Origin of the sequence: Myxococcus sp. AS-1-15 (assembly GCF_020037055.1) — a bacterium.
In the GTDB taxonomy this organism is placed as follows: domain Bacteria; phylum Myxococcota; class Myxococcia; order Myxococcales; family Myxococcaceae; genus Myxococcus; species Myxococcus fulvus.
This window is the reverse complement of the sequence record NZ_JAIQDF010000016.1, coordinates 215,998-231,529: the sequence shown is the minus strand read 5'-3', so window position 1 is coordinate 231,529 and position 15,532 is coordinate 215,998. Positions and strand designations below refer to the sequence as shown.

Below are 15,532 nucleotides of genomic sequence, written 5' to 3'. Positions count from 1 at the left end.
CCGCACTGGCCCCACGTCGAGGCACCTCGAACCGGCTCAGCGTCCGTGCGTGATTCCCACGGACGCGCCTTCGGACGGCTCGCGCGCGGACGCGGGCATCACCGTCGGCTTCGGCGCTGCCGCGCCCGCGGGGGCCACCACGGCCCGAGCCGGCTCGACCGAGGCCGCGTTCATCGGCGTGACACCGGCCTGCACGGCGGCGGCGCTGTTCACGGACTCGGCACCCGCCTGCACCGCGGCGTTCACCGGCGTGCCCGCCACAGGGCCCGCGGCGGCGTTCACCGGCGTGCCCGCCACCTGCACGGTGGCATTGCTCACGGACGCGGCACCGGCCTGCACGGCGGCGGCATTGCTCACGGACGCGGCACCGGCCTGCACGGCGGCAGCGTTCATCGACTCGGCGCCCACCGCGGCGGGCTGCGCGGACGCGGTGGACTTCGCCACCTGCGTGCCCGGCGCCGGAGCCAGCACGGGCTTCGCGCAATCCGTCACGGCCTTCGCCTCGGTCGCCGCCACCGCGCCCACCGACGCGACCAGCGGGGCCTTCGGCTCGGGAGGCAGCATGCGCGGCGGCAACACGAAGGGCGGCGGCACGGGGCAGTGCGTGCACGGCCCTCGCAGCGGCACCGCCAGGCGCTGACCGGCGCGCAGGAAGCTGCCCTTCATCCGGTTCGCCTTGCGAATCAGCGCCACCGACGAGTTGTACCGAAGCGCGATGCCACCCAGCGTGTCACCCGAGCGGATCCGGTGCGTCGTCACGTTGTGCTCGGGCTGCAGCGACAGCAACGGCTGCACCCGGCGCCCCAGCTCCTGCGCCTTCGGGTTGTGGAAGCGCAGGTGGAAATGGTCCCGGTGCCGACGCGCGTGCCGGATGATGCCCGCCGGGTGGAACAACGAATCCAGCCACGCCTTGTCCTCGCCCGCCGACAGCGCGTAGTCGTACAGGACCTTCTGCACGCGCTTGTCCACGAGGATGAGCTGGATGTCCGTCTTCGTCACCACCGCGCGGATGAACGCCCAGTTGAGCGGCACGTTGATGTACTTCTCGCGCTCGCGCTCACGGATGGGGTCCACCGTCGGGTAGTAGAAGCCGACGTCCACGTCGCGGCCGTTCTGGTGGCTCTTGTGGGGGCGCTTGTAGCCACCCTCCTTGTTGCTGATGCCGTTGACGCGGATGGGCGGCGCCTCCGGGAAGCGCGAGCGCACCTCCCGAATCGCGGTGATGAGGTAGTCGATGCTCTCCTGCGTGCCCCACGCGATCTCGGGCTGCACCACGAGCCAGTCGGCGCCCTCCCCCTTCGGGAACTGCACCGAGTTCACCAGCCGGCCACTGTGCGCGAAGCCCACCGCCATGGAGCCCAGCGACGCGATGTCGTCCTTCCAGCGCCGCGCCAGCTCCTCGTCGGAGATGTCCGCCGTGTACAGCGGCCCCGTGGGCACCTCGCCGCCCACCACCGGCGTCTCACCCTCGCCGTCGTCGCCCTCCCCCTCGCCGGCCTCCGCCGTCTCGTCCTCGCCCTCCAGGTCCTCCTCGGACAAGGAGCAGCCCTCGGCCGGAGCCTCCGCGGCGACAGGCACGGCGGCTGTCTCGACGGCGACCGGCGACGGCACGACCGCCGGCGGCGCCTCCTGACTCCCCTGCGTCAGTCCTTCTGAACGCACGGAGGCCAGGGCGGACTCGCCGCCAGAGTGGGGAACCACGCGCCCGGCACAGCCGGCGCAGACCAGAAGGAGCCAAAGGGGGTAACGCACCGGGGCGAAGGATTGCCCGAGATTCGTTCGAGCACAAAGCCCCTCCCCGGATTTTTTGGCGCCCTCCCGGCCCAGGGGGCCACCTGGAGTGGCCCCCACCACACTTGCCGAGCAGGAAGGGAGGCGTCAGGGGGCCGGCGGCGGGACCTTGAGCGCGACGTCGAGCGCCAGTTCGATCATCTCGTCGAACGTCGTCTGCCGGTCCTGGGGCGACAGGTGCTCCCCGGTCTGCAGGTGGTCCGACACCGTCAGCAGGCCCAGCGCGCGCGCACCGAACTCGGCCGCCACGCCGTACAGGCCCGCGACCTCCATCTCGATGGCGAGCACCCCCATGCGCACCAGCGCGGCGTTGAGCTGCTCCTGGGGGTGGTAGAACAGGTCGGAGGTGAAGACGGAGCCCGCACGCACCGGCTTGTTGCGACGCTCGGCCGCCTCCACGGCCCAGCGGGCGAGCTCGAAGTCCGCCACGGCCGCGAAGTCATGGTCCAACAGCCGCATCCGGTTCACCTTGGAGTCGGTGCCCGCGCCGGTGGCCACGATGACGTCGCGCAGCTTCACGTCCGGACGCAGCGCGCCGCAGCTGCCCACTCGGATGAGCGTGCGGGCGCCGTACACCTTGATGAGCTCCGTGGCGTAGATGGAGATGGAGGGCACCCCCATGCCGTGCCCCATCACCGACAGGCGACGGCCCTGATAGGTGCCGGTGAAGCCGAACATGTTGCGCACGGAGGTGACGCCCCGGGCGTCCTCCAGGAAGCGCTCGGAGATGTAGCGAGCCCGGAGGGGGTCACCGGGCATCAGCACCACGTCGGCGAAGTCGCCGGGTGCGGCGGAGATATGAGGAGTTGCCATGGGCGCGCACCATAGCCCGGGATTACCAACTTGAGCTGCCGAAACCCGAGCCGCTCCCCGAAGAGCCGCCTCCGTAGGAAGAGCTGGAGAAGCCGGAGCCGCTGCTCGACGAGGAGGACGACGAGGACGAGGACCACGACGAAGAGGACGAGGAGGACGAGGACCACGACGATGCGCGGGAGCGCTCCTCCTCGCGGCGGCGCTCCTCCTCCGCCTCCACGATGGCGTCGGACGCGGCGCGGGAGGCCCTGCCCGCGGACTGCTCGGCCTCGACGTACAGGCCCCGGTCCAGCGAGCGCCGGGCCTCGTCGAGGTAGGAGCCTCCGGGCCGCCCCCGCCACGAGCTCGCCTGGAGCACCAGCTCGGCGGCGCCCGAGATGGCGTTGGCGGCCTGCTCGGCGGAGCGCAGCTCTCCGCGCAGGTCCGCCGTCCTGCGGGCCGCGTCGGAGGCGATGCGTCCGGCCAGCGTGTCGACCGCCGCCCAGTCGTTGTGGGGCTTGCCGAACTCCGCCTGGGCCTTGGACAGGTCCTTGCCCAGGGACAGGAGGGCATTGACCGCCACCACCGTCGCCCGGCTGTCGGCGATGCCGTCATTGGCGGCCTGGCGGATCCACACGTCCGCCGAGGACACGGCCCGCTCCGCCGACGCCAGGCTGTCCTGGGCCTGCGCGTGCTGAGCCCTGTCCCGGGCGACGGACTGGCGCACCTGCTCCAATGACAGACACGCGGCGGCGAGCTTCTCACCGGCGGCGAACGGGTCCGCGGGCCGCGCCTCCGTGGTCTGCACGGCCGCCTGGAGGAGCCCCTGGGCCGCGTCCCGAGCCTTCACGGTGGACCGCTTCACCCGGGCGTCGGAGACATCGGCGGTGCAGGCCGCGAGCAGGCCCCGGGCGGCCAGCAGGACGCCCGCGTTGTGCTCCTCCGCGGCCTGGAGTCGTCGCGCCTTCTCATCGACCTCCAGCAGACGGGCATGGCTGAGCGCGTGGAGGCGCTCCACCTGGCCCAGCAGGTCCGCGGAGGCGAGCAGCCGCGCCTCGGCGAAGGCCAGCTCCGCGGCCTTGAGCTTGCTCGCGGCGTCGAGGCGGTGCCGGACGACCTCCGCCAGGTTGTCCTGGACGGTGCCGTTGGCCTCGGGGTGCACGGGGTCCTCGGGGCGAAGGCGCAGCGCGGTGGGCCGGTAGCGCTTCAGCAGCGACTCGAGCAGCACGGTGCCCTCCGCCACCCGCGTCTCCAGTCGCCGGGCCTCTTCGCGACAGGCGTCCCGTCGGGAGGCGAAGGTCTTCCGGGCCTCGCGACTGCTCGCGATGATGGCGCGCACCTCGTCCACGCGGGCGAGCACGGCGTCCAGCGCCTCGCGCGCCGTCTCCAGCCGGCCCTCGGCGAGCGCCTCGCGCCCCGTGGCCAGCAGGTTCGTGCCGACCGAGTGCCGGTCCGTCGGGTTCGACTCCGGCTCGTTCAAGAGCGCCGACGCGGGCTTGTCCAGCTCACGCCCCAGCGCCTCGCGCGCCGACGCCGTCTCCTTCTGCGCGCGGCCGAGCTCGTCCTGTGCGCGCGCCGCGAGCGTCACCAGCTCGGAGGTCTCCGCCGCCTGGCCGGCCAGGGCCGTGAAGGACCGCGCCAGCACCGCGACCGAGTCCCCCGCGGGAGCCTGGAGCAGCGCCTGCGCCACCTCCTCCGTCGCCTCGCCCCGAGCCGCGAGCGCATCCTCCAGCCACCGACGCGACAGGCCCGCCTTCACCAGCGCCGCCCCCGCGCGCTCCACCGCGGGAGCCACCTGCCCCACGGCCGCCTCCATCACCGCCACGAGCGCCTCGGCGTCCTCCAGACGCCGTCCGCCCTCCGTCAGCGGTCCCTCCACCGCGGCCATCGGGTCCTTGGTCAGCAGCGGGCGCGCGGCCGCGACGAGCGTCTCCAGCGACGGCGCCACGAGCGCGACCACCTGCTTCACCCGGAGCACCTCCGCCCCGGGCGTCAGCGAGCGCAGCCGGGCGCAGAACGTCTCCAGCGCATTCACCGCGTCCAGCGCGACCTGGGGGACACTCTCGAGGGCCTCCACGAGCCGCAGCCCCCGCTCCGCGTGGGAGTTGAACGCCTCCAGCAGGTCCAGGAACGAGAGCGAGAACGGCTGATAGCTCTTCACGTCTCCGATGAGTCGCTGGGCGTGCGAGCGCGGCCCGCGCAGGACGCCTTCCACGCCTTCATCCGGGTGGAAGACGATGGGCGCGTCGCGCAGCAGCTCGGTGACCTTCTCGTAGCGCGAGGTGCCCAGGTGCGCGCCCAGCCCGTGCAACGGGCCCGAGCCCGCGAGCAGGTCCTCGGCCCGGTGCAGCACCCGCGCGGCGGCCGTCACCAGCAGGAAGAGCTCGTCCACATTGGACGCGAGCTGCTGTCCCCGCTCGCGCGTGAGCCCCTCGAAGCGCCGCGCGATGTCGTCGCGGGACTTGCCCGCCACCAGGTGCGTGCGCTCCAGCAGGTCGAACAGCGCCTGGGTCTTCTCGTCGACGACGGTGCGGAAGCGCTCGTGTTGTTCGATGGCCGTGCGTCGGCTCGCGTTGCGACGACGGCGCGCCAGCACGCCCGCGAGCAGCAGCCCCGCGCCACCCGCCGTGGCCCCCGTGTCCCGCATCCGCCGGGCCTTCCGCGCCTTCTGGGTCTCCCGCTCCGCCCGCCGGAGCGCCTCTTCGCTCTCGTCCATCGCGTGGCGATGCAGCTGCGAGCGGGACTCGAACGTCTCGCGGGCCTTCTTCTGCGCGGCCCTCGCCCTCGTGAGCGCGTCCTGGACGGCCTCCGCGGTCGGCAGCGCCTCGAGGGCCTTGAGCGCCTCGTCGATCTCCACGAGCCGGCGCTCGTCCTTCTCGGCGGACGTCAGGGCCTCGGCGACCTTCACGCGAGCGGACTCGGCGGCGACGAGCGCGTCGCGATGGGACGGCGACATGTCGCGGACCGCGGCGTTGGCATTCTCCACCGCCGTGTCCAGCGCCTCCAGCTGCGGCTTCGCGAAGCCCGCGTAGCGGTGCCCGGGCAGGCTCTCCAGCGCGGCCTCCAGGACCTTCAATCGGTCGCTCGCGAGCCGATGGGACTCCATCGCCGCGCGCAGCCCCTCCAGGTCCGCGCGCAGCCCGTCATACAGGGACGTCGCCCTGGCGAGGTCCGCCTTCTCCGGCGGCGTGAGCAGCGCGAGCGCCTGGAGGAGCGTCTTGCCCGCGGCCTGGAGGTCGACGGCTGCCGCGGACAATCCCGGCGGTATCGCCGACCTGAAGACCGAGGCGCGACGCTCCTCGAGCCCGGGGAGCTCCTTCTGGAGCGCCACGAGACTCGCCCTCAGCGCCTCGATGCGACGGGTCCGCTCAAGCTCCTCCCTGTCCAGGGCGGCGCGCAGTTGGGTCTCGATGGAGTCGACGGTGTTCTTCACCGCGTCGATGAGGCGGCCGCCGTTGCGCATGGCCTCGACGGCGCGGGCGTCCAGCGAGCCTGCCCAGCGGTCCTCGCCCAGCCGGCGTTGGTCCTTGGTCTCCGAGGCGAAGTACGACAAGCGGCGCTCCGCCAGGGAGATCAACAGCACGGTGCCATCGGGCTCCCTCGTCCGGGGGTTCTTCAGCGCGCCGAAGCCCGTCCGGTTCGACAGGCCCTTGCCCAGCGCGTGCAGCGCGGCGTCGATGTCGCGGAAGGTCGTCCCCTCGGCGTCGACGTAGCGCTCCCCTTCCGCGTCCGACATCAACACCACGGTCCAGCGCGGCGCTTCCTCCGTGAGCCACGCCTCCAGGTCCTCGAGCTGGTCGTCGGTGACGCCGACGTCGCCCTTCACGTAGAGGTGCTGGGACTCCTTCCAGACGCCGATGACGCTGGTCGCGCTCGTGACGCGTCGAGGCGCACGGGCCGCCTCGACAGGCGGCGCGGCCAACAGGAACAGGACGACCACGAGGGCGAAGCGCGGCAACCCGAGGGTCATCGATGGCTCCGAAGCGATGCGACGTGGCTGGATGTTCAAGGAGAGGCGGTCCACTCGACGTGGAAGTGGGCATCCAACGTCGGCAGGACATAGTCCGCCGGCAGCGGCGCGAAAGGCGCGGCCTTCTGAACGGCCGACAGCGCGGCGGCGTCCCAGGCCTTGGAGCCGGACTCCACGCCCACGACCGCCGAGACGAGCTTGCCGTCCCGTCCAATCACCGCCTGGACCACCGCCTTGCGCCCCACGGCGGGCACGCTCTTGCGTCCTGGCTGCTTCCACTTGCCGGCGACCTGCGCATAGACCTTCTGCTGGTAGGCGACGTTCGTGAGGTCGGGCTGGAAGAAGGCCTGCAACCGGGGACCCGCGGCGGCGAGCGCCAAGGGCGCGACGACCAGCGTGAACAGGGCCACCAGAGACAGCGAGCGGGAGCGGAGCATGGCCGACCATCGTAGTCGCCACCGAGCGTCGCCGCACAAGGGGCTTCCTCCGGGCCTCCGCGACTCACCCGGGCGCCCCCTTCGGATGACACGTGGGAGCATTCCCATCGGCGCAGCACCCGGTCATCGACGGAGGTGCCAAGCCGAGACTGCCTCGCGAAGCAAGCGCCGCGCCTCATCCAGCCATCAACGTGGGCGCCGGAGCTGGCCTCTCCGCCGAGGAGCCGAAGCCCATCCGCCCCCTCGACGTAGCCACCGGGTCTACCTCGCGGCGGCGGACACATCCCTCGCGCGACGCGGGCACGAAGCCCGTGCGTCAACGCCAGCGCTTCAGGGTGAGCGCGGTGAGCATGAGCGCGCCGCCCGTTCCCGCCACGACGGCGAACGGCCGACGCAGGTGCTCCGACAACGCGGAGAGCACGCCCAGCGTCACGTCCCGGCTCGCCGCCCGTAACGAGGAGCCCGAGTGCTCGTCCCGCGCCGCCCTGCCCTGCCGCCGCAGCTCCTCCGACGCGCCTCTCACGGTCGCCACCGCCGTGCGCTCGGCCATCGCCGCCACGGCTCCGCCCAGGTCCGTCCCCTCTCGTCGTGCCTTCAGCTCCAGCGCCAACTGCTCCACCACGGAGTGGACGAACCGCCGGCCCGCTCGCTCCAGCACCTCGTCGAGCCGCTCGGACCGCGCCTCCAGCGCGTGGCTCAACCCTTCGATGAGCCCCTGACCCGCGCGTGACGCCAGGTGCGCGGCCATGGGGGCCACCATCTCCATGTCATGCTCCAGCTCCTTCACCGCGCCCCGCACCGCCCCCGTCGCCATCGTCCGGGCCCGGGCGCCAGGCTTGCGCAGCTCCCTGCGGCGCAGCGCCTCGGTCTCCGCCGTGCGCTCGAGCCACCCGTTCATCCGCTCCACCAGCTCGCGCGACAGCAGGTCCACGCCTGGCATCGAGCGCCGCAGCTCCTCCACCGCGCCCCGGACCGCGCTCTCCGCGAGCGTGTGCGTCCAGGCACCTGGCGCATGCTCGTTCGCCTCGTGCACCGTGCGAGCCAGCAGGAGCACCGTGTCCTGGATGAGCTCCTTCAGGGTGCCGTCGAGCGCCGGCAGCTCTTCCTGCAGCCCCTCGGTGGCGCCGCTCACCGCGCCGCTCGCCAGCCCGTGGGCGGCCAGCCGCTCCAGCGACAACGCGAGACGCCGCACCCGCTCCACTGGCGACAACCATCCTCCGTTGCGCATCGCTCGCTCTCCCGCTGACCGCTCCGTCGGCCACGTGCCTGGGAACGATTGCGACGCGCGCCGCTGCCCGACACCCCGAGCAGGCGACGAGGGCGGCGCACGGCGGTCCCCACCCATCGCGCATCGCCGGCAGGAGGGCAGACAGGCATCTGGGAGACATCTGCACTCGGGTTGCGCGCCCCACCCCGCTCCGGAACAGTACCGCGGGGGTAGGACGATGCTGGGCTATCAGGCGAATGCACAATGGCGGGACATGTCTGACTTCGTGGTGCACTTCACGAAGCCGGGCGCGCCATTCCATGACGCCTACCAGAACATGATGAACATCCTGGGCACGCGCACGCTCATCCCCGGAGCCCAGGGCTTCGGGCTCGCGCGCAAGGAGCCCCAGGTCGCGGAGCGTCACCGCGCGGTGTGCTTCAGCGAAATCCCCCTGGACCAGCTCGCCCGGCTCGTCCAGCGCCGCAGCCTGTACGGCATCGGCTTCCGCAAGAGCTTCATCCTCTCCCAGGGCGGAGGGCCCGTCTGGTACGTCCAGTACGCGTCGCCCGCGCACCTGTCCCTCAAGCACCAGGTGGACCAGGCCCTGGCGGCGCCGGACTCCAGGGCGCATCCCCTGTGGTCCATGACGCCCTTCGTGGACATCCAGGGTGACTCCCACAACGCGCCCTACAACTACCGCTTCGACTGGGAGCGGGAGTGGCGCGTCCCGGGCCTGTTGCGCTTCACCGAGTACGACGTGGCGGTGCTCTTCCTCCCGGAGGAGCTGCACGCGACGGCGCGCGGCTTCTTCGAGTGGGCCGTGCGCGAGAAGGCGGGCCCGGGCTACTTCTGCCCGTGCCTGGATCCGCTGTGGAACGCGCCGCGAATCGCCGAGGCGCTGGAGAAGCACGCGGAGGACTCCGCGCGCCTGCGTGCTGGCTAGGCCCGGCTACTCGAACACGGACAGCTCGCCCAGGGCCTGTATCTCTCCGGAGACCTGCGCCTCACCCGCGTGGTCGAAGCTCGCCGGTCGCAGCCGGACGTAGCGCACCGGTCCCACCGGCTCCAGCGGGCCCTCCAGGAAGTGCGGTCCCTGGGACCAGGAGAACCGCCCGTCGAAGGGGCTGTCCCACTGCGTCTGCTCGTTGTAGGCGCGCGGCCCCCTGCGGTTCAGGGGCGGCGGGACATAGTCCTTCGCGAAGTTGCGCAGCACGCCCATCCGCGTCCACTGCTCGGCGTCCAGGCTCCCCTCCACCACGAAGCCCAGGAAGTTGCCTTCCGCGCCGCGCACCACCGCGTGACGCAGGCTCCGAGGCTCCTCGAGCGTGAGCGTCAAGGCATCCACCGGCTTGAGGCCCAGCGCGACGCGCTCCAGCCTCCCGTCCGTCCAGGGACAGGCGCCCCTCGAAGGAGCGGGCTGGCACGTCGCGCCGCGGCTCACGGGCCGGAGCCCCGCGGGCGGCAGCGGAAGCTCCTCCGTCCGCCAGTCCACCCGGAAGACCAGCGGGCTGTGCTTGCCTCCCAGCGGGTAGAACATGAACCCGCCCAGGGAGTGGGCCCGCAGCATGACGGCGGGCTGGGCGAAGTCCTCCAGCACGAAGCGATTGGCGACCCACCCGGACGACGCCGCCCACACCCGGAACAGGGGCTGGCCGCCATCGACGATGAAGAGCGCGGGCTCCGGTGTGGTGGGCAGGTTCGGGATGACGTTTTGATTCTCGTCCGACGTCATGGCGTACTCGCCGGTGAGCGGCGGCACCGGCACCGGAGGAAGCGCGCCGAAGCTCACGACGGAGCCCTCCGCGCCCGACGAGACGGCGAGCTGTGAATCCCAGATGCGCAGCGTGGGCAGCTCCACGTCGTCATGGAAGATGAAGGACGCGAAGACACCCGCGCCCGTCTCGTCCCGCCACTGCGCCCGGAAGCGGAAGGGCTGGTGCAGGTCCGGGTCCGGCGAGTTGGCCGACTGCACGTCGCCGTAGCGCATCTCCAGGAAGAAGTCGCCGTAGCCGTCGGTGACGCCTTCTCCGTAGTGGATGAACTCCGGCATGACGTACTCCACGTTCGCCTCGCCACGCGGCTCGTGGTGGGCCGTCCTCGCATAGGGCACCACGCCGTCGGTGACGGACGAGCCGTCGCGCCGCTCCAATCGGCCGTAAACGAAGATGAGGTCGTCCTGGAAGCGATCACACCCCGGCGCGAGCAGCAGCAGCACGGCGGACAACCCCAGACTCGGAAGAGATGGGCGCATCTTCAGTAGCTCCCCTTCAGGCCGAACATCGGCAGGATGACGGGCAACCCCATCGCGTTGCGTTGCAGCTTGCCGGCCTTCCGTTTGTATTCGTAGGCGAACACCTCCTGCTGCAGCGAGAGGTTGAGGATGTCCAGGTACGCCTCGACGTTGAACTCCTCGTAGGCCCAGGCCTTGGCGACGCGGAAGTCCACGCGGAAGAACGCGGGCAGTCGCTCCACGCGGTCGGCGTCCTGACGCACCCACAGCCGATAACCATCGTGCGTGCGCGACTCGCGCTGGGTGACGGAGGAGACCTCGCCGGACTCGGGCCTGCCCGTGTTGAAGTGCAGCACCGAGCCCACCGTCCAGTTGTCGCCGAACTTGTAGCTGACGGCGGCGTTGAAGACGTGGGCCTGCTCGAAGGCGAAGGGCAGCTCTCCCTCCGCGACCTCCCGGATGCTGTTGTCATCGTTGTAGCGCGCGAAGCGGCGGTGGCGCTTGCTCTGCAGGAAGCTGTACGTCACCCAGCCGAACCAGTCGCGGCCCAGCGGGTGGCGGACCATCAGGTCCAACCCATACGCGTACCCACGCGCCTTCGGGTCCGCGTACGGCTGGCCCCGGCGCTTGCGGTTCTCGAGGACGTCCATCACCTCGAACTCCACCGTGCGGAACAGCGGGTTGAAGTAGACGTCCCCCGACAGCTCCAGCCCCGAGCCGAGCTTCCACTCCGCGCCCACGTCGAACTGGGCGCCCTCCTGGACGCCGTGGTTCAGGCCCGACACGTCCATGGCCGGCAGGTGGAGCAGCACGGTGGGCGGCTGGTGGTAGAGCCCGGCGCCGCCCTTGAGGGTGAGCGAGGACGTCAGCGTGTGGCGCACCGCCAGGCGCGGCTCGATGACGAAGTGCTGGATGCCGGGGACCAGGTGATAGCCATCCACGCGCAGGCCGGGTGACACCAGCCACTTCTCCGCGGGACGCCACGTCGCGCCGGCGAACACGCCCGTGAAGGTGGCGAGCGCGGAGGGCTGCTTGAGCGGATGGGCATCATCCTGGGGACGCCAGCCCGGGGGTCTTGCGGAGCCGGTGATGCCGGTGGCCACGCGGCGGTGCTCCACGTCCGCGCCCACGTGGACCGCGAGGGACGTGGACAGCTCGCGCTTCCAGCCGGTGCGCGTGGAGAACGTGAGCTGGTCCAGGCCGTAGCGGCCGGCGAGGACCTCCTCCGGCCCCCGCTCCTCGCGGAGGATGATGCGCCGATAGCCGAGCAGCGCCACCTCGTCGAGGCCCACCGTGAAGCCGAGCTCCGCCTCGCCGCCCGCGAGGGGATGGGTGCCGCGCAGGTCCACGCGATGGAAGCGCGAGACGATGGTGGCGCCCATGCTGTCCTCGTAGCCGGCGGTGGCCTCGCCCGCGTCGTCGGAGCTGCCCAGCGCGAGCAGGCGCAGCCGTCCGGCGCCGACCTTCTGTTCGATGCGGGCCTGGTAGTCCCAGAAGGCCGCGTGGATGGGGTTGTCCTCCTCGTCGTTGAAGATGGCGTAGGCCAGGGGGATGAGCAGCCCGGTGTAGCTGTAGCGGCCCGACACGGTGAGGGAGGTGCCGGTGCTGTCGAAGGGGACCTCGACGAAGCCGCCCGCGTTGAGGAGGTCCGCGTACGCGGCGAAGTGCGGACGGTCCTCGCGCGGCTTGCTCAGCCGGCCCTCCACCGCGCCACCCAGGAGGCGTCCGTACTGGACGGGCGGTGTGCCGGGATGGAAGTCGATGGTGTCGATGAACTCTGGATGCACCACCGCGGGGCCGAGCAGCAGGTGGTACAGCATGGGCACGCGCACGCCGTCGATGTAGTAGCCGGTGGCGGCGGGCTGGCCGCCTCGCACCACGGGATAGCCCAGGCCCGAGGCGACGCTGGCCACGCCCGGCATGAGCATGATGACCTTGAACGGGTCGCCTTGGGTGCCGGGCACCTCGCGCAGCTCCTGCTCCTGCAAGGTGATGCGGGAGACCTCGGTGCGCGGGCGCGTGTCACGGACCACCGTCTCGTACGGGCTCACTCGGGCGGGCTGGAGGCGGTAGATGACGTCGAGCGTCTGTCCCGACGTGAGGGACTCCTCGAAGGTGCCGAGCTGATGGCCGGGGGCGCGCACGCGGAGCGAGTGGGTGCCCGGGGGCAGCTCGAGTTCGAAGCGGCCTTCCAGGTCGGTGATGGCGACGGGCTCCTCGCCGTCCGCGAGGAACAGGGCGGCGTCCACGAGCGGCTCGCGGGTGCCTCGGGCGCGGACCTCGCCGCGCAGGCGGGACTGGGTGAAGCGCAGCGGAGCTGGAGGCTCGAAGTGGTAGGCGTATGGCAGGCGCACCGACACGGCGCGGTCGCCGAGGGTGGCCGGGGTGAAGCGCAGACCTCTCGCGGCCTGGACGGCGGCCTCGTTGAGCTGGGGGTGCGTGGCGGGCTTCTCCACGGTGACCTCGGCCACGGCGCCCTGCTCGTCGATGCGCAGGAGCAGGCCGACGTCACTGGGGGCACCTTGCAGCCCTTCGGGCCAGGAGACGGGGGACTCGGTCAGCAGACGAGGCGTCAGCAGGGAGACGGCGCCGCCATCCGGAGTCAGGCCCAGGCGCGTGGCGTCCTCCGCGGCGATGGTGGTCCCCGCGTCCGTGGCCTGGACATCGATTTCGACGGCGCGGGCCTCGCCACCGGCGGTGGGGAGCGCTTGAGCCCAGGAGGCCAGCGGCACCCAGAGGATGCAGAGCAACAGGGCGAGGGAGGGACGGGGGGAGTCCTTCATGAGAGGGATACGTGGGCAGCCCCCTGCCCTGGCTGGAGCATTCCCACCCAGCGGCACATCCTTGCCCGGCGCAACTGTCCACCCGCGTCGCTGGCTCCACGGCACGGCGCAAACTCTTGCCGCCATCCAGGAACGCGTCTTGACACGTCTCAGCAAGCTCCGTCGGGCCACTCCTCGGAGACCAAGGCCTACTCATCGAGCGTGTGGAGGCAACGCTCGGCGCTGCGTCGGTCCGAAGGGCCGTGCTACGGTGCGCGCCCTCCCGAGGAGCCGATGCACATCCAAAGACTTGAGCTGAAGAACTTCCGTGGGTTCGAGGACTTCGGGCTCGATCTCCACCCAGAGTTCACGCTCCTGCTGGGGCGCAACGGGGCGGGAAAGACGGCGGTGCTGGAAGCGCTCGCGGTCGCCATCGGCGAATGGTTCACGGGGCTGCGTCAGGTAGCGGGCCAGTCCCGCTACCTGAGAGCCGATGACGTCCGCCAGGTCGGGCACATGTCCCAGGGAGTGCCTTCGATCGAGCAGGTCTACCCGGTCGAGGTCACGGCTCACGGGACAGTCGTCGACGGGCAGGCGGTCACCTGGAGCCGGCACATCCTCGCGCGAAGCAAGAAGTCGCGGTCCACCGGCGGAACTCCCGTGAGCCAGCGAGCCGAGGCCATGGAAGCAGCCGTCATCCGTGGCGAAGACGTTGACCTGCCGGTCATCAGCTTCTACGGCACCGCCCGGCTATGGCTGAAGAAGCGAGATCGCGAGGGCTCCGCGGTGACCTCGCGCCTTCACGGCTACCACGCGAGCCTGGAGCCCGCCTCGTCGACCTGGCAGTTCGAGGCGTGGATGCAATGGCGGGAGCAGGCGCGCATCGAGCGCGTGGCCTCGGCACTTCAGGCGGGGCAGGATGTCTCGGCGGTGCATGAGCCCCAACTCGAGGCGGTACAGCACGCAGCAGCCGCCTGCCTTCCAAGCGCGAAGAAGCTCTACTTCAGCCTGAACACTCAGTCGGTGATGGTGGATCTCGAGGACGGCCGCACCCTGCCCTTCCATCTCCTGTCGGACGGCTACCGAAACCTCGTTGCGCTCGCGGCCGACCTCGCTTGGCGATGCGCGCAACTCAACCCACACCACGGGGTCAATGCCCCCAAGCTGGCACGAGGCATCGTGCTCATCGACGAGATCGATCTGCACCTGCACCCGCGCTGGCAGCGGCGTGTCATCGGGGATTTGAGGAAGACCTTTCCGGGCGTGCAGTTCGTGGCAACGACCCACTCGCCCCAGGTGCTCTCGACGGCGGAGGATGCGTGGGTCCGGGTGCTCGTTTCTGGCGAGAAGGCGCCCCGGACTGTCTCGCACGTGAAGGGGAAGGACACGAATGCGCTGCTCGAGGACATCTTCGATGAGCCATCACGGCCCCAGGAGATGCAGAGCGCTCTCGACAGATTGGCTGAGTTCATCGATGGCTCGAAGCTGATGGAGGCCCGGGCGCTGCTGGACACGCTGCGAGCCCAGCTCGGCGCCGATGACGCGGACATCGTGCGTGCGGAGTGGGCGGTGCGAGACCTCGAGGATGATCTCAGTGCTGAAGATCACGAAGAGTCCTGAACCCTCGCGCCTCGCAGTGGCGCGTGCGCAGTACGAAGAAATGTACGGCACGGTGGACGACAATGCCTGGACCTCGCTGGACGGACAGTGCAAGCAGTCGATGCGCGAGCAAGCCTGGGACGAACAGGGCGGGCTCTGTGCGTACTGCATGTCGCCGCTCAAGGGCACGCACGCAGCAGACTCCAGGCAGCCCCAATCAGGAGGGATGAAGCTGGAGCATTTCGAGGCGAGGAATGCCGCCGGCCATCGCACGCTCGACTGGGACAACCTGCTCGGCGTGTGTCCAGGAGTCATCGTCGGGCGCTCCTTTGCTGGAGCTGGAACCCATGATGAAGGCACTGCGCATTGCGACACGTATCGGGGAAATCTGCCAACAGCGCAGCAGCCCCTCTCCTACAGCCCGGCCAGGATGCCGCCGGATGTCGGTGAGCGCTACCGCTACGACAAGGTCCGAGGGGAGATCCTCAGCGACGACGAGAATGCCACCAAGGACATCTCGCGCTTGAATCTCAACGTCGCAAGACTCAAACGCAATCGCATGGCCGTGATTGACGAGATCCGTCAGCAACTCGAAAAGGACGACAGTCCCCCACGGCTGAAGGCGCTCCACCAGCACTACGCGCAGAGGGATACAGACGGGCGGCTCCGGCCCTACGCGGGCGTCGGCCTCTGGTACCTCAAGCGCAAGCTCCGCCGCCATGGAGTGAGTCCTTGAAGAGC

The 15,532-nt window shown here is 70.8% G+C and carries 10 protein-coding genes; 3 read left to right on the top strand and 7 right to left on the bottom strand.

All coding sequences use genetic code 11. The annotated features are described in order from the left end of the window. Positions 1–36: 36 nt before the first annotated feature. From K8625_RS34685 to K8625_RS34665, 5 genes are all read right to left on the bottom strand, one after another. Complete coding sequence (locus tag K8625_RS34685; protein ID WP_223751278.1) at positions 37–1,611, bottom strand: penicillin-insensitive murein endopeptidase; 1,575 nt, start codon at positions 1,609–1,611, stop codon at positions 37–39. Between the two features lie 267 nt (positions 1,612–1,878). Continuing rightward, the gene (gene deoD, locus K8625_RS34680; protein ID WP_141328160.1) at positions 1,879–2,604 is read right to left on the bottom strand and encodes a purine-nucleoside phosphorylase; all 726 of its coding nucleotides are present in this window, start codon (positions 2,602–2,604) and stop codon (positions 1,879–1,881) included. Positions 2,605–2,626: 22 nt separating this feature from the next. Then, entirely contained in the window at positions 2,627–6,553 is a 3,927-nt protein-coding gene (locus tag K8625_RS34675) for a hypothetical protein (protein ID WP_223785099.1), read from the bottom strand. Between the two features lie 35 nt (positions 6,554–6,588). After that, positions 6,589–6,990 (bottom strand): TonB family protein, encoded by a 402-nt coding sequence (locus tag K8625_RS34670; RefSeq protein WP_046712560.1) that lies wholly within the window; start codon positions 6,988–6,990, stop codon positions 6,589–6,591. A gap of 316 nt (positions 6,991–7,306) precedes the next feature. Continuing rightward, positions 7,307–8,218: a hypothetical protein gene (locus tag K8625_RS34665; protein WP_223785098.1), complete on the bottom strand. Its 912-nt coding sequence runs from the start codon at positions 8,216–8,218 to the stop codon at positions 7,307–7,309. Positions 8,219–8,471: 253 nt separating this feature from the next. On the opposite strand from K8625_RS34665, the gene K8625_RS34660 reads away from it, so the two are divergent. Then, entirely contained in the window at positions 8,472–9,143 is a 672-nt protein-coding gene (locus K8625_RS34660) for an abortive infection system antitoxin AbiGi family protein (RefSeq protein WP_223785097.1), read from the top strand. 6 nt (positions 9,144–9,149) lie between these two features. On the opposite strand, the gene K8625_RS34655 is transcribed toward K8625_RS34660, so the two are convergent. Together K8625_RS34655 and K8625_RS34650 are read right to left on the bottom strand one after the other, a co-directional pair. Beyond that, on the bottom strand, positions 9,150–10,451 hold the full coding sequence (locus K8625_RS34655; protein WP_223785096.1) for a hypothetical protein: 1,302 nt from the start codon (positions 10,449–10,451) through the stop codon (positions 9,150–9,152). A gap of 2 nt (positions 10,452–10,453) precedes the next feature. After that, positions 10,454–13,213, bottom strand: coding sequence for a TonB-dependent receptor domain-containing protein (locus tag K8625_RS34650; RefSeq protein ID WP_223785095.1), 2,760 nt, complete (start codon positions 13,211–13,213; stop codon positions 10,454–10,456). Between the two features lie 273 nt (positions 13,214–13,486). On the opposite strand from K8625_RS34650, the gene K8625_RS34645 reads away from it, so the two are divergent. Together K8625_RS34645 and K8625_RS34640 are read left to right on the top strand one after the other, a co-directional pair. Beyond that, entirely contained in the window at positions 13,487–14,812 is a 1,326-nt protein-coding gene (locus K8625_RS34645) for an AAA family ATPase (RefSeq protein ID WP_223785094.1), read from the top strand. Continuing rightward, the gene (locus K8625_RS34640) at positions 14,787–15,527 is read left to right on the top strand and encodes a hypothetical protein (protein WP_223785093.1); all 741 of its coding nucleotides are present in this window, start codon (positions 14,787–14,789) and stop codon (positions 15,525–15,527) included. The genes K8625_RS34645 and K8625_RS34640 overlap by 26 nt, the downstream gene beginning before the upstream one ends. Positions 15,528–15,532 lie beyond the last annotated feature (5 nt).

Bases quoted from the DNA above. Each gene is read 5' to 3' on its own strand.
- deoD (WP_141328160.1), bottom strand. From the start codon at position 2,604: ATGGCAACTCCTCATATCTCCGCCGCACCCGGCGACTTCGCCGACGTG.
- K8625_RS34675 (WP_223785099.1), bottom strand. From the start codon at position 6,553: ATGACCCTCGGGTTGCCGCGCTTCGCCCTCGTGGTCGTCCTGTTCCTG.
- K8625_RS34670 (WP_046712560.1), bottom strand. From the start codon at position 6,990: ATGCTCCGCTCCCGCTCGCTGTCTCTGGTGGCCCTGTTCACGCTGGTC.
- K8625_RS34665 (WP_223785098.1), bottom strand. From the start codon at position 8,218: ATGCGCAACGGAGGATGGTTGTCGCCAGTGGAGCGGGTGCGGCGTCTC.
- K8625_RS34660 (WP_223785097.1), top strand. From the start codon at position 8,472: ATGTCTGACTTCGTGGTGCACTTCACGAAGCCGGGCGCGCCATTCCAT.
- K8625_RS34655 (WP_223785096.1), bottom strand. From the start codon at position 10,451: ATGCGCCCATCTCTTCCGAGTCTGGGGTTGTCCGCCGTGCTGCTGCTG.
- K8625_RS34650 (WP_223785095.1), bottom strand. From the start codon at position 13,213: ATGAAGGACTCCCCCCGTCCCTCCCTCGCCCTGTTGCTCTGCATCCTC.
- K8625_RS34645 (WP_223785094.1), top strand. From the start codon at position 13,487: ATGCACATCCAAAGACTTGAGCTGAAGAACTTCCGTGGGTTCGAGGAC.